Genomic DNA, 19,023 nt, shown 5'->3' with positions numbered 1-19,023 from the left:
CTTAAAAGAGTGCTGATTTTTGATTAGGTTTCGTGTAGGTTTTTAGTTGAGGAAACGTTCAGTGTTTCAAGTATATTTTTAAATGAGGAAATAAGACTGTCCTGTTTGAATTTCAAAAGATTCAAAATCTTTATTTTCTTATTATAATCTTCGAATATCGTTTTAAAAGCGGTCTTTTTGTCTTCCGGAAGATTTCCTCGAGAACGTTGAACCATATGTTTGATCTGTTGGATCTTAGGCAGAATCTTCTCCATCTCCTTCTCGCCCATCTGGATCTTTCTACTGATCTCTTGAAAAGCGCGATCGTTCTTAAAATGAAATCCAAGCTCCACCGTTACGTCTAATTCAGCGCTCGATCCCAAAGAAATAACGGAAATTCCTTCGTTGGTTCTGATCTTACTCGAAACTAAGTTTCCATTCGATCCGCTTAGAACTATGGATCCCAAAGTATCAATCGTAGAATTCAGAATCGCCCCTTCTAGAACGATATCCCCTTCCGTTTCAAGATGTGCATTTTCGATAAACTTCGCCTGAATTCTTCCCGTAACTCGAACGATTTCCGTACCGGAACCTTTGATCCCCCCATGAACGATCAAATCCCGTCCGACGTTCACCCCATTGCTTTCTAAGTTTCCATAAACGATAAGAGATCCGGTGCATTCCACAACGGAACCGGGCTCTATATCTCCTCGAACGATTACGTTTCCATCAAACCGAATGTTTCCGGTGGATAGTCCTACATTCCCAGCGATTTGAAGTTCGGGAGATACAGTAATTGATACTTCCGTAGCAAAAATCACTCCATTGCAGGAAGCGAAATACTCTCGAAGTTCTTTTCCTTCCTCAAAATTCGTCCTTTCATCAATATTGTTACCGATCACAAGTTTTGGTTTTTTAATCGCAGGCGCCGGTATCATATTTCCAAATACGTCAAAACCGGGAGTTCCTAGAATTCCCTCAAACTTCGTAGCTAACTTTTCACCTACTTTGACATTGATATAACGATCGATATTTCTGAAATCGGCCCTGCCATCTTCGAGCAGTTTAACTCGTTTCGCCATAGGATGATAAAAGCGGACCCAGCCGTTTTCTCCCGGAATCGGAGCCATTCCTTTTGCGATTTCTACTTTAATCGGAGTGAAATCTCCTTTTTTGCCCGCTTCCTCAAGCAACGCCAAAACTCTTCGAACCTCATCAGTTAATATCCTTTCTCTGTGGATTCCCCAGTCGAGAATGATATTCCAAAGTTTATCCTTAGATACGATTTCCCCTCTCAGATTGTAAGGCCGAACCGTTATCGTTGCTGAAAGTTGATCCGAAGAAATCGAGATAGAGACGGCAGAATCAATGGAAATTGGAGAAACTTGAGATTCCGGCGTTGGTGTATTTATAGGCTTCTTGTTCGCACTCATGATATTTCAATCTTTTGGCCGTAAACTCATTCCGTTCTTATCTCCTAGTTTTAACCAAAAGATAAGAAATTCAAATGTAATATATAGAAACCCCTTTGAAATAAAACTTATTTTTTACTTAGAATTTGTCAATTTCCTAGCACAAAGAAGACCAAAACTGTAAAATGTTACGATCCTTTAGAAACAGCCAAAGTAGCTATGAACCGTGTTATGAGTGACCGGAATCCCGAAATCAGTTTTAACAGCACGACGAATCATAAATAAAAAAGAACTTTACCACTTAAACAACAAACATCGGTTTCTATTTTTTCTATAATCTTGTCCGAGTTTAGGCATTTCCGAAAACAAATTTTTCGGAAAAAACAAAAGAGCCGAAATTTAATTCGACAAGACATACTACTCGGACATATGAAAGAACACTGTAATCAGTTTGTTTCCAAAGCCAGAATGTCCAATCTTCTTCAAAATAGCTGACAATTCCGGATTCGGCGCAATTTTGTGAGGATTTCTATACCTTTACAAAAATCACCCGTTCATTTTTGGTACCATCTTCATACATCCGAGTAATAAAGCACGTTCAAGAAAAACGGCTGGCGGAAAAAAGATATTCTCCCCAAAATTTTGCCATAGGAAAAATTTCACTCAAACGCGAATAAAAAGGACGATGATCCCCATGAGTCAACAGACCGGTTTCCAAAAAGGAAACGGAAGAATCTTTATTCTCTAAAATCAAATCCCTAAGATCCTTGGACTCTTGAGGAGAAATGACGGAATCGTCATTTCCATGGAGTAAAAAACAAGGTTTGAAAAAACGATCCGCAAAAAACGCGGGGGAAGTCTCTATGGCAAAACTTTCCGGGACAATCGCTTTGATTTCAAACGCGATGTTCTCTCGAAAATCCGAACTTTCCAAAAATTTTTTTATGAAATTCTTATCTCCTTCCTCTAAACTAGAAAAAATCTTCGGCCCCAGTACCATATTTCCCGTTCTGGAAAGTCCATTATCCAAAGCGGATTCTAAAAAATATTTTTTTAGGATCTCCGGCTGAGAGCGAATTAGATGAATGTAATTGTACATCATCACATTTACCGCATAACTTTCAATCCCGTAATTTTTTAATACGAACGGTAAAGTTTTTCTGAAATCCGAAAACGTGCCGATCAAAAACGCGGAAGTCAATATCTTCTGACATTCCTGATTTGCTAACGCGACAAAACCCATACCGGCCGAAAAACTTGCGGATAAATAAGATACGGAACGTTTTTCCAAAGCGTGGATCCGAAGAAACGCGGCGCGTATATTGGAGATCGTTTCGGAACGAATCAATAGGTTTTTCACTTCCGGGAGTTCCGGAAGATAAACACGAAATCCCCGATTTGCAAGATTATTTCCAAGTGCGAGAATTCTCTCGTCGTCGATTCCTTTAAAACTCATTCCGTGTTGGAGATAAATCACCGGTTTTTTAGTGTTTCCCGGATTTTCTAAAACCTTCGTTCTCAATGAGATCAAGTCGTCTAAATCCAAACTAATTTCCGTTATACTTGTTTGTTTGGGAATTTTTAATCCGGAATAATCGATCAAAAACGGGAATCCGCGGATGGCGCTGAAAAAGTTCATCGGCATTGCAGATTTTAGTCTTCGGTAAAAATCTCCACAATTTTTTTAGCCCATGTTTTTTTAATTGGAATCGATACGAACCGTATTCAGGGATCCTCAATTTTTTCTTTGTTAAGATTGTTTTTTAATTCGTAGACCTGATCTCGCTTTCGTAAAATGTCTTCGATTCTTAAATTCCAAAATCTTTGTCCGTCCGGATTTGCGGCCGCAGCCTTTCGAAACCAATCCATCGCCTCGTCTAAGAGCCGGTCTCAAAACCTGAAGAAAAATATCTCTAAACGATCCGGTAAGTTTTTAAAAAACGTGAAAGTTCCCACAGAAACCGTTGTATTGAAGGTTTTTCCTGTCGTTTAAGATTGTAATAGTTCCTACATTCCTAAGGTTTTGAGACCGGCTCTTAGTAACCGTTGTTTAGATAATAATACGCTATGTTTACAAACGCCCCTTCGGATCGTTTTTCGGATCGCACCAAAGCGCGCTTCCAAACCTCTAACACACCCGGTTTTATTAAATGGATTTCCTTCTCATTGTCTCCTTTTCCAAAATATTGAAAACCCTCCTCCAATAATTTCTGCACATTCGGGCCGGAATCCTTTCGGATCAAATTCAGTTTCGTAATCTCCATTGAGGAAAGATCTTTCTTGTATGAGAAAGTCCAACTCCGGTAAATCCTGTACTCTCGTAATAATCGTTTACCCATTTATTGATGAGTGTTCCTATAAACGTAGCGCAGTGTAATTGTCAAATAAGAAGAAAGAAAATAAAAATCCTTTTTAGATTCAAAAGCTGTGTTGACATATTTTACTTGGATGTATGGTTTTAAAAAAGTAAAGGTTGTATTTTTTCAAAAAACGGAATGAACATGTTGTATGGCCTTTTTGGAAATCGGATTTAGAATCCCGTCCCCGAACCTTAAAAGAAATCAATTATAGTCATTTTAGGGAGCTTCTATAAAAAATAGGTTTTAGAATTGTCGATGTCGTAAAACAGCGGTTTCTCATAAGAATTCTTTATAACGTTCTGTTGCTTTTTGATTTTATAAAGATTCAGTAAGTTCATTATAAAACGTTGGAACTCCTACGTTTTAGCAAATCGGCGTATGTTGAAAATCCTTAAAATTTTTTCATAAGTAAAATGAGATATATTCTTCCCAAGTATTGTTTTGCTTGTGAATCTTTCAAAAAATAGATCAATATGTATTGTCTGTAGGTTTCCAAATCCACCGGTATCAGTTTATGATTGAATATTTCCGGCGGTAAAAGATCGGTTTCAAATCTTCCGAGTTTAATTTCAGAAATCAACAAACCGCAGATCTGATTGGCAAACTCCATCAAAATAGAAGGCGCGTCCGCTCTTATTGTGGGATCGATATGAAAAGATTTCGCCACCATAGGCAGTAGTTTCAATTTAGTATAACCGTCCATCGCAAGAAATAACTTTCCTTCGATTTCTCCCTTGAATTCGACCATCGTACAATTTTCATAACAGAGTCCTTCATTCTTGGAAGGACCAAACGCCTCTCTCACCGCGGTTACATTTAGAGTTTTTTCCAGATATTCCGGAAAAATCTGGGAGATCGTAAGAATAAATTTTTCATCGAGTAAAGGATCGATACTCACAGACAAATATACCGATTCGGTCCTTCTTCAACGGATAATCCAAGCGCCTTTCTCGCATTCATCGACCATTCTTCCCTGCTTTCCTCCAATATGGAAATCCCCAAATTAAGATCCACACTATGTCCTTCCTTTTGCAGAGATTCCACGAGTTCCTTTAAGTTTTTACTAAAATGTTCCCATTCCTCCGGAAGGACAAAGAATGCGATCCTGTCCTTTCGTATCCTATAAAAGCGTACCTGTTTGCGAAGCACTTTAGAAGTCCAAAAATAGATCCATTTTAGAATATAAGGAAAAGGTGAATCCGTCCGAATACTTGCAAATACCAAAATACTCTCGTCCACTCGCGTCTTATCCAATTCGAACGCGTGTAGATTTCCGAATCCGGTCTCCGGATCGGAAGATTCGAATTGTACGGAAACCTGTTCTTCGTATTCCTCTTTCCAGGATTGAAATTCTCTGGAATCCAAACGACTCCATTCATTTGACAATATCTTGAGATAGCCGAAAGGTCGAACTCCGGTAGACAGAGGGATAAAAACGGAAGTATCGGTAAATCCAATTCTACCTTCCCCGATCTCTTTTAAACTTTTTTCGGTCAGCATATTTTCTTCCGGAGATTCGGGAATATGAAACACTTTTCCCCTGCGAGACGCCAAAAGCAACGAAACATCACCGCTTAAAAAATAGATTTCGACCATGTCGAGACGGGAACCAAGCCGCTCTAAAAATTTTCGGTGCGAGAGAATTAATTCCGGATTCGTTGGAATTTCCCGTTTCCAAATCGCACGAATTTGATTCGGCTTTGGTACGGAAGTAGAAATGATTCGTTCCGCGTTCGTTTTCCACTCGGTGCTATTTCGAAATATCGGACTTTCGATCTTCGCTCCTTCTATTCGAGTTTCCGACATTTGTGTTTGGGACGTTTCTATTGCAACTTGTATCGTCGAGTTCGTATTCATTCCGCAGTCTTCGCTCGAAATACGATGATTCGGCGACGGCGATTTTTGAACACTTCCTTTCAAAACCAAACCGAACAGAAATAAAAGTGAAATAGAAATTCCCCCAAAAACCAAGGTATCACCGGTAAATAAATTTTTGGTTATGCCCGTCTGCCTTTCCAAAACACCGAATGAACAATTAAAAAAAACGAAAATGATTCCGAAATATTGGATTTTCATAAGCAGATTGCCGTTAATATATTTAACGGGCAAAATTCAAGACCTCTAAACCAATTTTTATGAAGTTGTACAATGAACTGGCGGAATTCTATTTCGATATTGAAAAGCCCGCACGTAAAATCGATTCCGAAGCCAAATTTTTAGACCGCCTTTTTCGAAAACATAGGATCATGACCATCCTTGATATGGGTTGCGGCACGGGAGAACACGTTCGTTATTTCCAATCCCTCGGTTACAGACCGAAGGGTATCGATTCTTCCCCCAGAATGATCGACGTAGCAAAAAAAAGATACTCCCATTGCAAGTTCGACGTGTCATCAATGCAAACCTATCAGTCCGGTGCTCTTCTCGACTGCGTCATCAGTTTGTTCGGCTCGTTTAACTACCTTTTGACGAACGAAGAAATCGACTCCACTCTCAAACTCATGGAACAAAATCTAAAACCTGCAGGTCTTGCGATTCTTGAAATCTGGAACGCGGAACCTCTTCGAACAATCAAAAGAAAACCGATCACTCCGGTGACTCAGATCAAATCCCAGAACACTACGATTCAAAGAAACAGAGGCTTCCGTTTGGTCAGAGCGGATACCTCCACAATGGTGGAAGTGAATTATATCTATCAAATCAATACCAGAGAAATTCGAGATAAACACGTTATGCGCGTTTTCTATCTTCCCGAAATCGAAAAGATGATTCTGAGGCATAAATTTGAAATCATGCATATCTATTCCGGATTCAACGAAGCCAAATTCAAAAATTCCGCGGGAAGAATACTCCTCGTTCTGAAAAAAAAGAGCACATAGCTCAGTCCCTGGATCAAAAGATCGAAAATATAAGAACCTATTCCAAAAGAAACGAAAGTGTCGCTCTCTAAGAATCGCTTCCGCAGGTTTGGGGACGCGCTTAAAATACCAATAACTTGACCTCGCGTCGATCCATTTCGGATTCGCTGGACCGAACTCACGTTATTTTACCACTCGGACGCATGAAAAAAGTAAGTTAGACGATATTTCATAGGAGATATCCTGAACGAAATAACAAAAAACAACCTGAGCTTATCTTATTATAGTAATATATCTAACGCATACTGCAGAAAAAACGCGCCAACGTTGAAATCTCCGTCTGAACTCTGCAAATTCCCTAATCGAAGATTCCACATGTATTTCCCATTTTTCTGAATCTGTCGGATTTATTCCGTAGAAATTTTTCATTTCCTTTGCGAAAATGAGCCGCTTCACTTCGGCTGTTACTTCTTTTCAGGAAAAATACAGCGTGATCCGGGAATTGATCTGCGCCATTTTATTTTTTACTTCTTCCTGGTTTTGTGCAATCGGGTTATTGCCGATTTTTAATTCACGCAATGCTTTCATTTCGGAAAGGAACTCCGGCAATTCGGATATCCGGTTATCGTTCATCCAAAGCTCTTTGAGAATTTCCGGAATTTCCGCGAATTTATTATTCTTTAAAGATAAGTCTTCCAAAGATTCCAATTGAGCAATAGACACCGGAAGAGAGGCAAGTCCGTTGTTGCTAAGACTTAGATATTCCAATTTTTTAAAGTTTCCGAATAGATCGGATAATTCTTCGAGCTGATTTCCACCCAAGTCCAAGGATTCCAAGTTGGAAAATTGCACGAGGGATTTAGGCAACTTGGAAATTCGGTTTTCTCCAAGGCTTAATTCCTTCACGGATTCCAATTCCGCTTTCAGATCGGGCAAGTTTGAAATACGATTTTTCGACAGATCAATTCGGATTAATTTTTTCAGGTCGACGATTTCGACCGGGATCGTTTCCAATTCGTTCTGCTAAACCAGAAGGTGCTCTAAATTGGGAAAATTGCGGATCCCTCTAAAGAAGCCAGTCGATTTTCGTAGAATCCCAGTTCTTCCCAATAGAGATAGACCGCGTCGAAAACTTCTCCGGCTAAAGTTTCCCAATTCATCTTTTGCAATAGTTTAGAATACGTCGATGATTCGAAATCTCCAACGCGAACCTTCAAGAATTTATGAAATGTTTCGGAAAGTAAAGAATCCGATTTTTTTATCTCCGACTTTTCTGCGGCGCATTTTTTTTGCGACCGGTGCGGAAGAAGCTCGCTCTTCTCCTTCCATATATCCCTTCTTCAACTTCTCACTCAAAAGTTTCTCTGCTTCCTTCTGACATTCCCCTTCACTACGAATGTTTTTGTCTGCGTTTGCCCGGCTGTTCCGGTTTTCCCGTAGGTTACAGTAAAAGAAGTTTCGGAAACTTCTATGTTTCAGAACTTGTCGAATTTATCGTCTTTGTAGGTGAGGTGGTGTTTCATGTGATTTTCTTTTCGTGTATTTCCTATTATACAATGAAGGCGAATAGAGAATGATTTTTTATTGTTTTGCCTTTAAGAACAAAATCAATTGTCCAATAAAAATGCCGCCAATACTATCGCCTAAAATAGGTTTGTGATGTAAATTCAGAAATTCTGCATAAATATCTTTTCTTTCATCATAGTCGGATAGAAGGAAATGGGGAACATAGTAGTAAGACACATTGCCCGTAATCTTTTCTTTGAAACCCGCAATATAAATGGCCATACCATTTTCTTCTAAATAAATGATTGTATTTATGATATCGGTTTGCGATTCCCCTGCCAATATTCTGTTACAAGTAACTTCCAACATCCGAATGTATTCATCAACGCCTTCCGTGTTTTTGCCTTCTTTTACCATCCAATTGTATATCGTTAATATATCACCAATGAGCGTTTTATCCACACCTGAGCTTGAAATAGAAATTAGTCCTGGATTTCTTTCAGTGCCAAACTTGATTCTACAATGAACCTTTAAAATTTGCTGAAGCTCATCAGCGGTTTTTTGTTCAAATGGCTCAGAGCAGGATAAGACAAAGTCATTGAAGATAAATTTCAATTCCTTCCATTTTTCATCAAAATGTATATCTGTTATTTCTGTACAAATGGAATACAACTGTTCCTGATCGAAAGGTGTCTTAGCCAGGAACTTTAAATGCTCATACGCCGCATTTGGTTTATCCTCTGCAACACATAACATCAGCCACTTGGTCTCAAAGTCATTCTCTTCTTCCTGAAAATTTGCTTCAGCCACCGCTTGCTCATAGGCAGTAAGAGCATCTTCCCCTCTAACAAAAATATGCGTCGTCATATCCAATGCTTTACCAAGACGAGTTCGCTCGATAGAAAAACGAAGACCCTGCAAAATATATTCCTTACGCATGACCTTGTTCTCAACTATATGGTTTTTTTGTTGTGCGTTATCCGCTGATCCTTCTTGTTTTTCAGGTTTGCGCTTGCCCAAATATTTAGCTAGACTTTTTGTGAAAAGAGGCCCTATGCCATCCATAAAGCTATTACCTTCCACATCCTCGCCTTCTGGCGGGAAAAAATACAGCGATGGTTCGCCATCCGCATTATGCTCAACAGGATAATACAACCACCAAGCCTCCATATTCATCTCCAGAGGACTGCGTATGTCCTTGGCTTTGATGCGCTTAGGCCAACTCTTAGGGGGATCCAAGTCACCGTTGGTTATCGTGCAATACCCATGGTCCCCTAACTGAAACGCGTAATAGTCTCCTCCTATGATTACCTGGATATGTTCGTGATGCTGCATGAGCGAATTAAATGACTTAGGCCAATTCTTATAAGCTTTCAAATTGGGGGCAGGCAGGCTGCACTTCATGATAAACGGTTCGAGTTCTCCTGATATTTCTTTTACATCATCATCCATTTTGGTAAAATCCTCAACATCGCCAAAATCAGCAGCTCCAAGAAAATACAGTTCAAGTGTTGTCTCTCCACTCTTCGCATTTTCAATAATCTTTACTGATTGCAGCCGTTCAAAAACCGACGTCAGATATTCCTGGTAATACGGCTTATCAGTTATCAAATACTCAAAATGAGATTTTACGGCAGATCTAATATCGGTTGATGCCAGTAACCGCTTTATCCGTTCATCGTAAGTCGGTACATTTTCTGTCACATTCTTGGGGAGTGAATTTGATTTTGCCGTTCCCTCTTTAGAACTCATAGTAACGGAATCCACATATCCCTTCTTCAACTTCTCACTCAAAAGTTTCTCAGCTTCCTTCAAACACTTCTCTTCTGTATCAAAATCTTTAACCGAAGTTTGCCCGGCTGTTCCGGTTTTGCCGTAGGTTACAGTAAACGAAGTTCCGGAAACTTCTATATTCCAGAACTTGTCGGATTTATCGTCTTTGTAGGTGAGGTGGTGTTTCATGACTTTTCCCAAAAATTGAATTTTTCAGTCGATACGCATTTCGATTTCGACTTTTTCTCCCGTCTCAGATCCAGGCGTATCCGTCGAATAGGAAAAATCTTAGAATCTGTATTGTTATTTTCGCTCTACATTCTGGGATATTTCTTTTTTAATTTTCTTGATTTTTATCCTTTTTGACTTCAAGTCCATCGCGGAATTTCTTATTATCGTTTGTTTCTTATCATATGTTGTAGACAAACAATGAGGCTCATTTGTGACAAACCTATGTCTTCGTTTAATAATGAAGATAAAAAACAAATTATAGACAAAAATGAACAACCGAAAAGTTCTATTCTATCTTGGAAGAGTTCGAAAAATTCCAGTTTTTCTTCCGAAGCAGAATCGCAATAAACGAAGTCTCCGTCTTTTTCAACCGCTCTCTCGTCACGCCTTAATAAACTTTCACGGTCTGATTCTGAAGCGGATACTTCCAAAACTCGGGCCAAACAATAATTAGAACACCGAACCGTCAGAATCTTTTTTGTTTGTAACTCTTGGATTACGTGTAGCAGTCAAATTTTACGTTATGCGCGAAATGTTACAGAATCATTTTATTGCCTTTTTGTGCGGCATATAGTTGGCCATCAAAAAGGCAAAACCATACGCGTGGCCAAGGCAAGTATTATCGCAAGCAAGGATGAGACAGGATTTCGCGTTCTTACTATTTCGTGTAAGGTTTGAGACTATAAGTTACCTCAAAAATACTTTATCTTTGCTTAAAATGCGGATGCCAATCATTCTAAGATATTTTTGAGATAACTTCTAATGCTGGCTTGTTACAAAAACATTAGCAAAATTTAAAGAGATTAGATCGGTTAAATCAATGAAGAAATGAATAAACTCTTCTACTTCACCTTCGAGTTCTTCGATCTCATTGCTATTGAGCTGCAATAATGAAACCCTTCCATCCTCGCTATAATCTGCTCCGGCTTTAAATATGCTTCCACCAATTCTGGATCTTCCCATTACTTCATAATAATTCTCATCACCTTCAAGTAGTTCCTCAAACACTTTAAAAGAAATGGCTCTTTCGGTTAAAGGGTATGTAATTTCAACATCGAGATGCTGGGGATCTAATGAAATTAAAGATTTTGTATCTTTTGAAAAAAGAACAGTGCCGTACTCGGTTGTATCATCAAGTTGACAAAAGAAATATAAAATTCCTCCTGATGCTATTTCATTATCAAATTCACCGAGATTCAATTGACATAAAAAAGGAATGTCATAGCCGTTTGCATTTTTAGGATAAGGTAAGTTCTCAGGCAAATCCGGTTTTCCTCCCAATTTTGATTTCCCTAATTTTCGTTCGCTTACCGGATCAAAATTCAGACCAATTGCATTCATTTTTTATTTCCCTAATAATGAAGTTTAGAATTCATTAATGTTATAAGGAACTTCAAATCTTATACAATTTGGCTTTAAAGCTTCTATTTTTTCTTTAGCAGCTTTATTGAAATATACCATCGTACTTCTGTCCGCGTGGAAGCATATTACTTCCTTTTGTAAAGGGAATTTTAATTGCTCAGAGCATTTAAAAAGCCAAAAATTAAAATTTCTTTTGGTAGGTTTATGATTTAAAATAACAGGTAACGCTTTAAAATCTTGAAACCCAAGTTCTTCAAGAATAACAAGTATTGGTTCAGACATGAGAAGGCAACCATCCGTAATAGGATCTATTGCAACAGGGTCAGAGGTTTTAGGGTTTTCTTTATGTGTCATTTCTATCCCAAGGACCTCGCGCTCTATTCTACCTTGTAATTTGATACTTTCACTTAATTCTCCAGAAATTCCTCGGAGAATACCGATATCCTTTTCTTTAATGTATAGATGTTCAAGACCATACAGTTGATTGATTCCAAAATATTCTTTTGCCATAACATTCTTCCTTTAACCCTAAGGTCATTTGTTTGAACATAAGTTCCGTAATTCATTTGGAAGTCAATCTTTCAAAAATTGAAAATGGCGTAACTTGTAATCTCGCAACTCTTTTGAAAGTATAGTCGCATTAAATTTAGAAATAAAGATTCGATCTCTTAAGAATATCGCTTGAACTTGAAAGCATATGTTGTACGACTCCATTATGCGACCTTGTATAAGGAAATCGGAGAAAACGAATGGAGCGAAAAAATGTGAAATCCAAGAAAGAATTCAAACTCTTTCTGATGGAATTGATTGAAGATTACCGACAAAACAAAGAAATGTGGGAGTGCTGCGATATTGAAACGTTTTTAGAAAATATACTTGTGTATTCTGAGGATATTATCGGGTTTTATAGAAACTCAAATCTGGATCTAAATCCTGAGATAGCGAGTTGGCAATTGTTCGCTGATATTTTATGTGGGGCAAGAATCTATGAATAAAAGAATCAGAGCTTGTCCCAAAACCTTAAAAAAAATCAGCACAATCATTTCATAAATTCGTAATAGAGCGCGAGAATCCCCGCAGATCATGTTCCTTGGACAGTTTATCGGTTTTCAAATGGGACCTATTGTTGGAACACTCCCGTAGAAGTCTCCTCCATCCTAAGTTTTGGGACAAGTTCTAAATTTAACTGCGACTAATTGAGAAATTGATTTTTGTTAAATTTTTGATTTAACGGTTCAATAGTCTATATTAATAAGATAAAAATAAATTTCATTAGTCGCAATTCAATGGGCGCGGGTTTGTCACGACAAAATTTGTCCAAAAAGTCAAATAATTCCGGGTTTGGGGCGGACTGAAAATTTTTAGGAACGTTGATTTGATTTCAAAAAATTCTTGCCCAACCTTGATAAAAACCTATCCATAACTCCGGAGAATTTTATGTCAGAATCTTACGATCTCACTGTTATCGGAGCGGGCCCAGGGGGCTATGTCGCCGCGATCCGGGGCGCCCAACTAGGAATGAACGTATGTATCATTGAAAAAGAAAGGCCGGGTGGAATTTGTTTAAACTGGGGTTGTATTCCGACGAAGGCATTGCTTGAATCGGCTCATCTTTTAGATAAGATACATTCCGCAAAAGATTTCGGAATCGATCTCTCCGGCGCGAAACCCGATTTTCCCGCGATCATTCGACGTTCCAGAAACGTCGCAGACAGTATGGCTTCCGGCGTGGAATTCCTTTTAAACAAAAATAAGATCACCCGTAAAAAGGGAAGCGCAGTATTCAAAGATTTGAATACGATTTGGCTTCCGGATACTTCCAAAGAGGAAATTACCTCCAAACACTTTATCCTCGCCACCGGAGCAAGAGCCAGAGAACTTCCCGGTTTACCCTTTGACGAAATCAAGGTCCTTTCCTCAAAAACTGCGATGATTCAGGAAAAAATTCCGGAGTCCCTTTTGATCGTAGGCGCGGGCGCGATCGGGGTCGAGTTCGCGGACTTTTACTCCACGATGGGAACAAAAGTCACATTAGTCGAAATGATGGATCAAATTCTTCCCGTAGAAGATAAAGAGATCTCCGCATTTTTAGAAAAGTCTTTTGTTAAAAGAGGAATCCGAGTTCTCACCGGAGTCGGAGTTTCCGACCCCGTAATTAAAAACGGAAAAGTAAAAGTTCTTCTCAAAGGAAAAAATCTTCCCGAAAGCGGCGAAATATCGGAGACAGAAAAAATTTTGGTTTCCATCGGACTCGTTCCGAATACGGACACAATGAACCTGGAAGAGATCGGCGTCTTTTTACAAAAAGGTTTCGTAAAAACGGACTCACAGTACAAAACGAGCATTCCTCATATTTATGCGATCGGAGATTGTAACGGCCCTCCCCTTCTCGCACACGTCGCTTCCATGGAAGGCATTAAGGCCGCCGAAGCGATCTCCATCCAGGTTGGAAACCCTCACCACCTTAGTTATACTCCGATCAACTACGACGCAATTCCGGGTTGTACCTACTGTCATCCCGAAATTGCCTCCATCGGATTCACCGAAAAAAAAGCGACTGACATGGGTTATACGATCAGTGTCGGAAAATTTCCTTTTATCGCCAGTGGTAGAGCCAAAGCGATGGGAGACACGGGTGGTTTTACGAAAGTGGTCGTGGATAAATCTTCCGGAGAAATTTTAGGAGCTCATCTCATTGGTCCCGGTGTTACGGAACTTTTACCTGCGGTCGCTCTCGGCATCACTCAGGAACTGACCGCGAAAGAAATCGCATCCACTATCTTTGCACACCCCACGCTTTCAGAAACCGTGATGGAATCCTTCGGCGCGGCCTTAGGAGAAGCGATCAATCTCTAAAAAAATCAGTGAATCAGATTCCCAGTCAGCAAGATATCCGTTTTGTCGACCTGAAACTCCGCGGGAAGTTGCGAACTAAGTGAAAGCAAAGAAGGATCTATATCGTGAAATTTTCCGTTTTTCACATCGAAGAAATGATAGTGATCCACGATATTACTATCATAGACCGATTTTCCCAAACAGGAAAACTTGAATTCTCTCAAAAGACCGACTGAAACGAGAATATTAAGCGTATTATAAACCGTTGCAAGACTCATCTTAAAAGAACGACTATCAACCCATTCTTTGACTTCTTCTGCGGTGGGGTGATCGGCTTCGCAAAGAACATACCGACAAATCGAAATTCTTTGCATGGTAGGCTGGATGGAAACGGACTTCAATCTCTGTTCGATTTCCGTCGGGGTAAGACATACTTTTTTAGAGAATAAGGCTTCCATTCTTCTTAAAATCCCGTTTCGGGAACCTCTTCCCATAAGACATCCACAAAGCAACTTTTCGCACAATTTTATTCGTATTTCGTTACGTTCAAATTCCAAAAAATCCAGATACTTGAGCAATAGATAATTTCTGTGCCTAAAAGCGAATTGTGCTAAAATTCAAAGCGTACGAATCAGTGGTGCTTAAAGTCTGTCGAGCGACCATAGAAACGATGCAGCTTGAGTTTAACAAAAATGTAGGGATTTTAGATGTTAATAAATAGTTCTCTAAAATCCTAAAATCAAGTTTACATAAATAAATTTTGCAAACGATCCATCCAATAATTTGAACTGAAAACGTTTTGAAATCTTGTTTAGCCTACTATAATTTCGATTTTTTTATTTTATAATCGATCCCTAACTTAAATACGAAAAATTTTGGCATTTTTAAATACCGCAAACCGTTTCCTATAAGAGAGTTATTGAAAAATTCCATTGTCTAGATTAACAAAACTGCTTCGATCGATCGTTTCCATGAAACAGGGATCAATGAAGAATTCATTTTTCAACAACTCGAATACATCCCTAGGAAGCGCCAGATATCCAAGGGGTTATTGGATCAAAGCAGGCGCGGAAAGCGTTACGCTTTGTAGAAATTTAAAGGTTTTGGGCGGGCCCGCCCTTGGAACGACTGGCTTTACTGGTTCCATGTTCTTGAATGTACAAGATCGAATTGCATCCTATGACTCCTCTATCATATTCGATGATAGCACTGGCACCTGGATAAATTACCTTGATACTGATTCTGGTTCTGCTTCGGATCCTCGGGGTACAATCCATCACGAACTAACACACGCAGTAGATCATCACGTCCCAGGTTTTATCACGTTTTTCGATCCGGAATGGGGCAAGTTAAATTATCCCGGATTTCAATACGGAAATAGCTATGATCCCAAAAATCCTCCTGCTCAGAAGATCAACCCTGTTCCCGGTTTGGTATCCTATTACGCGACAGCGAGTCATATAGAAGACCGAGCTGAAATTGGAAGGGCAACTATGGCACGTCGGAGTACATACAACCGATTGGTTCGAATCTGCCAAACCGATCCAATCGTTGCGGCAAAAGTACGTAAAACGGTTTCCGAATGGAACCAGTTCTGGCCCTTTCCAGGTGCGGAAAATACGGAGTGGAAAACAAGAATGATCCAAGCAGAACAGGATTGCCGATGAGGTGATCAACGAACAAACGCGTGCTCCACAAGGACTGATGACAATGTCGCTGCCGCTCTACAAAAGACAGTTTTGAGACGGGCTTTTAGTTGTGAGTTTGTTCCCAAACTTTAAAACTGTAGGAACTCTTACTAGATTTAACAGCCAAAAGGTGATTTTAAAAACATAAAACCCCCAAAAGTGCGCCAAAATAGAAAAAGAATTCGCCGAAAAAAAAGAGAAAGACAGTCTTTTTACTTTAACTCTTTCTTCCAAATTCTGAAAATGTCTAAAAATTCTTCAGATGATACGAGCAATGAAACAAAAACTTACATCCGTCCTTCTGGCGACCCTTCTTACCCTACCCACGGCGACGCTTTTAGCGGACGAGCCGGTTGGGAACACACAAAATACCGTTCAAACCCAGGATTCTTCACATACCCAGGAAAATTCCTCCGGCAACCATGAAGAGGGGGAAGACCTTCCATATTGGAGCGTAATTCCTTTCGTTCTTATACTTTTGTGTATCGCACTTCTACCGATCGTATCGCAGACTACCTCTCATTGGTGGGAAAGCAATACGAACAAACTGATCCTCGCACTTGCTTTGGCGGCGGTTTCGTTCCTCATCCTGGTTCTACACGGATGGTTCGGTAAAATCGTTCATACTCTTGTGTTCGAATATGTTCCATTTATCATTCTACTCGGAGCACTCTTTTACATTTCGGGTGGAATTCGTTTAAAAGGGGACATAGAAGCCACACCTTTGAACAACACGATCTTTTTGATCATCGGAACTTTTCTTGCGTCCTTTATCGGAACCACGGGGGCTTCCATGCTTCTGATTCGTCCGATCTTGAAAACGAACTCGGAAAGAAAACATGTGGTTCATACCGTTGTCTTTTTTATCTTTTTGGTTTCGAATATCGGCGGTTCCTTAACTCCTCTGGGAGATCCTCCTTTGTTTTTAGGCTATCTAATCGGAGTTCCGTTCACTTGGACGTTTAAACTTTTACCGGAATTACTCATTGCGAGTATTCTTCTTTTGATCCTTTATTTTATCTGGGATACGATCGTTTATAAAAAAGAAAACGTTAAGGACCTCAAAAGAGACCATGTTCATAAAGAAAAGATCAGCATGGAAGGTCAGGTAAATTTCATCTGGTTACTCGGAGTCGTTTTGTCAGTCGCGTATTTGAATCAAAATTACATTCCTGCGATCAATGAAAATCCGTACATCGCATTTGTCAGAGAAGGAGTTTTGATCGGTTTGATTTTCGCTTCCAAATTTACGACCAAAGGCCACGTTAGAGAACATAACAAATTCACTCTTCATCCGATCCAAGAAGTCGCCTATCTATTCATCGGAATTTTTATCACGATGATTCCGGCCCTCGTTCTTTTGGAACACCATGGAAAAGAACTAGGGATTACCGAAACCTGGCAGTTCTTCTGGGTGACCGGTTTTTTCTCGGGAATTTTGGATAACGCGCCGACTTATCTCACCTTCTTATCCTTGGCAAAAGGAACTCTAGGTATGACCAACGTAGCTCAGATTCTTGCAGATCCACACGCGGAAAGCATTTTAAAAGCGATTTCGGTCGGGGCCGTATTTATGGGAGCGCTCACTTATATCGGAAATGCCCCTAACTTTATGGTGAAGTCCGTCGCGGAGGAGAATAAAGTAAAAATGCCGAGTTTCGGTGGATATATACTTTATTCTATTGGAATATTGATTCCCACTTTTCTGCTTCTCACATTCATCTTCTTCCGCTAAGAAAACACTTTCGAGTCCCTCTCTTTCCGAGAGGGACGATCGTAACCCAATAAGAGTCCGTTTTCTTTTTCGAAATTCGTTCGTTTAGAATAGAATTTATATAAAAAATTTCGAATTATTTTCTATAAACCAAAGTTCAGAATCGATTTCGCATTGATTATGCCGAACTCACGTTATTTAGTCGTCCCACTTAGAGACAAAATTTTGAACACCCTATGATGCACAGTCTCCCAGCAGAACCCGGTATTATTTCGAAATACGCTTTAGCTTTAGTCTTCCGGAGGAAAAAAAATCACAGAATCGATTCGTTTTCCCTTTTCGGACTCGATATAATTCACTTCGATCTTTCTTTCCCTAGCAGGTTTATATAAAATGAGAGCCGACATCATATCGTAAACGGTTAAAGAATAATCAATCGCAGTAACAATTGCTTGAAACGCTAAAAATCTGGATTTGATCACAGGTTTCACTTCTCTTTCTTTTCCCGCAGCCATCCATTTGTAAATTCGAGTGGAACGATTGACATTTTTGAGATATTCCAAATCAATCTTCGCTTCCGGAAGAACCGCTTCGGTTTGACGAAAGGCAATCCTAACCGGGATCCTCTTTTCCCTGGATTCCCTCAAGGCCCCGGAAAGTTGTAAATCAAACGTGTCGTCATCCAAATATTCGATTTCGTTACAGTTCGCAAAAACCGTGTTACAGATATCCCCATATTTACGATGAACAAAATACACGAGAAAAATATTTAACGTTTCCGGATGATACAAAACCTTTGCGTGATAGTCCGAGGTATTTCTAAAATAGATTTTCCTATAAATTCTTTTAAAAACATTCCAACCTACAAGACCTACATCTTTGAGAAAAGGAGGATCGGGAAGTTGAAACGAACGAATTGCGATATGAAGTTTTTCGATCACAACCTTACCGTTTCGTTTGGAAATTTCTTCCAGAAAGGTTCGAATATCCTCCAAATCTTCGGAATCAATCTTTCGAGGAGAATCTGACGTATCGATCAAAATCTTTCCTGCGTTTTCGGACATAAAACCTGCGATCTCAGATCGAACACCCTCGGAAAGAAGTTCCTCCAATTTAAGGGAAATACAATCGTTCGGATGACAGGATATCTGTTCCGTATAAATCGAATCGGATTTCGAAACCTGAGAACTTTCCGAATATAAAAACGGAAACGGGGGAAAAACAAACGTAAGGAAAGAAAAAAGGATCATCGGGGGAAAACGTTTTGACATTCTTTTTAAAAATCCTACAAGAAATTGTTGGTGG

The 19,023-nt window shown here is 39.5% G+C and carries 20 protein-coding genes and 2 pseudogenes; 7 read left to right on the top strand and 15 right to left on the bottom strand.

Annotated elements, in window-relative coordinates; genetic code table 11:
- Nucleotides 1-23 precede the first annotated feature (23 nt).
- The 3 genes from CLV95_RS14480 to CLV95_RS18965 all read right to left on the bottom strand — a co-directional run bounded on the left by CLV95_RS14480 (nt 24) and on the right by CLV95_RS18965 (nt 3,260).
- The gene (locus CLV95_RS14480) at nt 24-1,412 is read right to left on the bottom strand and encodes a DUF342 domain-containing protein (RefSeq protein ID WP_279310133.1); all 1,389 of its coding nucleotides are present in this window, start codon (nt 1,410-1,412) and stop codon (nt 24-26) included.
- 577 nt (nt 1,413-1,989) lie between these two features.
- Nucleotides 1,990-3,036, bottom strand: a complete 1,047-nt coding sequence (locus CLV95_RS14470; protein WP_002736137.1) for a hypothetical protein — start codon at nt 3,034-3,036, stop codon at nt 1,990-1,992.
- A gap of 80 nt (nt 3,037-3,116) precedes the next feature.
- Complete coding sequence (locus tag CLV95_RS18965; RefSeq protein ID WP_002736125.1) at nt 3,117-3,260, bottom strand: hypothetical protein; 144 nt, start codon at nt 3,258-3,260, stop codon at nt 3,117-3,119.
- Here CLV95_RS18965 and CLV95_RS20130 point away from each other — a divergent pair.
- The gene (locus CLV95_RS20130; protein WP_077022157.1) at nt 3,196-3,384 is read left to right on the top strand and encodes a hypothetical protein; all 189 of its coding nucleotides are present in this window, start codon (nt 3,196-3,198) and stop codon (nt 3,382-3,384) included. The two genes, CLV95_RS18965 and CLV95_RS20130, sit on opposite strands and share 65 nt — an antisense overlap.
- 46 nt (nt 3,385-3,430) lie before the next feature.
- On the opposite strand, the pseudogene CLV95_RS14460 reads toward CLV95_RS20130, so the two are convergent.
- The 3 genes and pseudogenes from CLV95_RS14460 to CLV95_RS14450 form a co-directional block, all read right to left on the bottom strand.
- A pseudogene (locus tag CLV95_RS14460) lies at nt 3,431-3,690 on the bottom strand (hypothetical protein); the annotation flags it as partial.
- A gap of 452 nt (nt 3,691-4,142) precedes the next feature.
- Nucleotides 4,143-4,655 carry a chemotaxis protein CheX gene (locus CLV95_RS14455; RefSeq protein WP_002724164.1) on the bottom strand — a complete coding sequence of 171 codons (513 nt, stop codon included), beginning with the start codon at nt 4,653-4,655 and terminating at the stop codon, nt 4,143-4,145.
- Nucleotides 4,646-5,827, bottom strand: a complete 1,182-nt coding sequence (locus CLV95_RS14450) for a hypothetical protein (protein ID WP_002736238.1) — start codon at nt 5,825-5,827, stop codon at nt 4,646-4,648. The genes CLV95_RS14455 and CLV95_RS14450 overlap by 10 nt, the downstream gene beginning before the upstream one ends.
- A 59-nt stretch (nt 5,828-5,886) precedes the next feature.
- Between CLV95_RS14450 and CLV95_RS14445 the strand changes: the two genes are divergently transcribed.
- Nucleotides 5,887-6,630 (top strand): class I SAM-dependent DNA methyltransferase, encoded by a 744-nt coding sequence (locus CLV95_RS14445; RefSeq protein ID WP_002724246.1) that lies wholly within the window; start codon nt 5,887-5,889, stop codon nt 6,628-6,630.
- A 453-nt stretch (nt 6,631-7,083) separates the two neighbouring features.
- Here the strand turns inward: CLV95_RS14445 and CLV95_RS19465 are convergent, their stop codons facing one another.
- The 4 genes and pseudogenes from CLV95_RS19465 to CLV95_RS14430 all read right to left on the bottom strand — a co-directional run bounded on the left by CLV95_RS19465 (nt 7,084) and on the right by CLV95_RS14430 (nt 10,077).
- Nucleotides 7,084-7,545: a leucine-rich repeat domain-containing protein gene (locus CLV95_RS19465; protein WP_230456578.1), complete on the bottom strand. Its 462-nt coding sequence runs from the start codon at nt 7,543-7,545 to the stop codon at nt 7,084-7,086.
- Between the two features lie 104 nt (nt 7,546-7,649).
- The gene (locus CLV95_RS19460) at nt 7,650-7,826 is read right to left on the bottom strand and encodes a hypothetical protein (RefSeq protein WP_002730230.1); all 177 of its coding nucleotides are present in this window, start codon (nt 7,824-7,826) and stop codon (nt 7,650-7,652) included.
- A gap of 70 nt (nt 7,827-7,896) precedes the next feature.
- Nucleotides 7,897-8,081 (bottom strand): annotated as a pseudogene (locus tag CLV95_RS19455) (WGR domain-containing protein); the annotation flags it as partial.
- A gap of 109 nt (nt 8,082-8,190) precedes the next feature.
- On the bottom strand, nt 8,191-10,077 hold the full coding sequence (locus CLV95_RS14430) for a WGR domain-containing protein (protein ID WP_002736139.1): 1,887 nt from the start codon (nt 10,075-10,077) through the stop codon (nt 8,191-8,193).
- Between CLV95_RS14430 and CLV95_RS19900 the strand changes: the two genes are divergently transcribed.
- Nucleotides 10,069-10,254 carry a hypothetical protein gene (locus CLV95_RS19900; RefSeq protein WP_002736111.1) on the top strand — a complete coding sequence of 62 codons (186 nt, stop codon included), beginning with the start codon at nt 10,069-10,071 and terminating at the stop codon, nt 10,252-10,254. The genes CLV95_RS14430 and CLV95_RS19900 overlap by 9 nt on opposite strands.
- Nucleotides 10,255-10,878: 624 nt before the next feature.
- Here the strand turns inward: CLV95_RS19900 and CLV95_RS14415 are convergent.
- Both CLV95_RS14415 and CLV95_RS14410 read right to left on the bottom strand, forming a co-directional pair.
- Entirely contained in the window at nt 10,879-11,460 is a 582-nt protein-coding gene (locus CLV95_RS14415) for a DUF1963 domain-containing protein (RefSeq protein WP_002736242.1), read from the bottom strand.
- Nucleotides 11,461-11,484: 24 nt separating this feature from the next.
- Complete coding sequence (locus CLV95_RS14410; protein WP_002736122.1) at nt 11,485-11,991, bottom strand: hypothetical protein; 507 nt, start codon at nt 11,989-11,991, stop codon at nt 11,485-11,487.
- A gap of 239 nt (nt 11,992-12,230) precedes the next feature.
- On the opposite strand from CLV95_RS14410, the gene CLV95_RS14405 reads away from it, so the two are divergent.
- Together CLV95_RS14405 and lpdA are read left to right on the top strand one after the other, a co-directional pair.
- Nucleotides 12,231-12,476 (top strand): DUF7660 family protein, encoded by a 246-nt coding sequence (locus CLV95_RS14405; protein WP_002730247.1) that lies wholly within the window; start codon nt 12,231-12,233, stop codon nt 12,474-12,476.
- Nucleotides 12,477-12,918: 442 nt separating this feature from the next.
- Nucleotides 12,919-14,337: a dihydrolipoyl dehydrogenase gene (gene lpdA, locus CLV95_RS14400; protein ID WP_002736101.1), complete on the top strand. Its 1,419-nt coding sequence runs from the start codon at nt 12,919-12,921 to the stop codon at nt 14,335-14,337.
- Nucleotides 14,338-14,342: 5 nt separating this feature from the next.
- On the opposite strand, the gene perRB is transcribed toward lpdA, so the two are convergent.
- Complete coding sequence (perRB, locus tag CLV95_RS14395; RefSeq protein WP_002724266.1) at nt 14,343-14,810, bottom strand: peroxide-responsive transcriptional repressor PerRB; 468 nt, start codon at nt 14,808-14,810, stop codon at nt 14,343-14,345.
- Nucleotides 14,811-15,248: 438 nt separating this feature from the next.
- On the opposite strand from perRB, the gene CLV95_RS14390 reads away from it, so the two are divergent.
- Complete coding sequence (locus CLV95_RS14390) at nt 15,249-15,983, top strand: zinc-binding metallopeptidase (protein WP_002736131.1); 735 nt, start codon at nt 15,249-15,251, stop codon at nt 15,981-15,983.
- 57 nt (nt 15,984-16,040) lie between these two features.
- On the opposite strand, the gene CLV95_RS14385 is transcribed toward CLV95_RS14390, so the two are convergent.
- Nucleotides 16,041-16,238 carry a hypothetical protein gene (locus CLV95_RS14385; RefSeq protein WP_002724239.1) on the bottom strand — a complete coding sequence of 66 codons (198 nt, stop codon included), beginning with the start codon at nt 16,236-16,238 and terminating at the stop codon, nt 16,041-16,043.
- A 40-nt stretch (nt 16,239-16,278) separates the two neighbouring features.
- Between CLV95_RS14385 and CLV95_RS14380 the strand changes: the two genes are divergently transcribed.
- Nucleotides 16,279-17,739: a sodium:proton antiporter gene (locus tag CLV95_RS14380; RefSeq protein WP_002736109.1), complete on the top strand. Its 1,461-nt coding sequence runs from the start codon at nt 16,279-16,281 to the stop codon at nt 17,737-17,739.
- Nucleotides 17,740-18,008: 269 nt separating this feature from the next.
- Here CLV95_RS14380 and CLV95_RS14375 read toward each other — a convergent pair whose 3' ends face one another.
- Entirely contained in the window at nt 18,009-18,989 is a 981-nt protein-coding gene (locus tag CLV95_RS14375; RefSeq protein ID WP_002736244.1) for a hypothetical protein, read from the bottom strand.
- Nucleotides 18,990-19,023: the final 34 nt, after the last annotated feature.

The organism is Leptospira borgpetersenii serovar Javanica (assembly GCF_003046425.1).
GTDB lineage: Bacteria > Spirochaetota > Leptospiria > Leptospirales > Leptospiraceae > Leptospira > Leptospira borgpetersenii.
This window is presented reverse-complemented; position numbering and strand designations above follow the sequence as displayed.

Coding starts and splice junctions, on each gene's coding strand:
- CLV95_RS14480 (WP_279310133.1), bottom strand. CDS start 1,412: ATGAGTGCGAACAAGAAGCCTATAAATACACCAACGCCGGAATCTCAA.
- CLV95_RS14470 (WP_002736137.1), bottom strand. CDS start 3,036: ATGCCGATGAACTTTTTCAGCGCCATCCGCGGATTCCCGTTTTTGATC.
- CLV95_RS18965 (WP_002736125.1), bottom strand. CDS start 3,260: ATGGATTGGTTTCGAAAGGCTGCGGCCGCAAATCCGGACGGACAAAGA.
- CLV95_RS14450 (WP_002736238.1), bottom strand. CDS start 5,827: ATGAAAATCCAATATTTCGGAATCATTTTCGTTTTTTTTAATTGTTCA.
- CLV95_RS14445 (WP_002724246.1), top strand. CDS start 5,887: ATGAAGTTGTACAATGAACTGGCGGAATTCTATTTCGATATTGAAAAG.
- CLV95_RS14430 (WP_002736139.1), bottom strand. CDS start 10,077: ATGAAACACCACCTCACCTACAAAGACGATAAATCCGACAAGTTCTGG.
- CLV95_RS14415 (WP_002736242.1), bottom strand. CDS start 11,460: ATGAATGCAATTGGTCTGAATTTTGATCCGGTAAGCGAACGAAAATTA.
- CLV95_RS14410 (WP_002736122.1), bottom strand. CDS start 11,991: ATGGCAAAAGAATATTTTGGAATCAATCAACTGTATGGTCTTGAACAT.
- CLV95_RS14405 (WP_002730247.1), top strand. CDS start 12,231: ATGGAGCGAAAAAATGTGAAATCCAAGAAAGAATTCAAACTCTTTCTG.
- lpdA (WP_002736101.1), top strand. CDS start 12,919: ATGTCAGAATCTTACGATCTCACTGTTATCGGAGCGGGCCCAGGGGGC.
- perRB (WP_002724266.1), bottom strand. CDS start 14,810: ATGGGAAGAGGTTCCCGAAACGGGATTTTAAGAAGAATGGAAGCCTTA.
- CLV95_RS14380 (WP_002736109.1), top strand. CDS start 16,279: ATGAAACAAAAACTTACATCCGTCCTTCTGGCGACCCTTCTTACCCTA.
- CLV95_RS14375 (WP_002736244.1), bottom strand. CDS start 18,989: ATGTCAAAACGTTTTCCCCCGATGATCCTTTTTTCTTTCCTTACGTTT.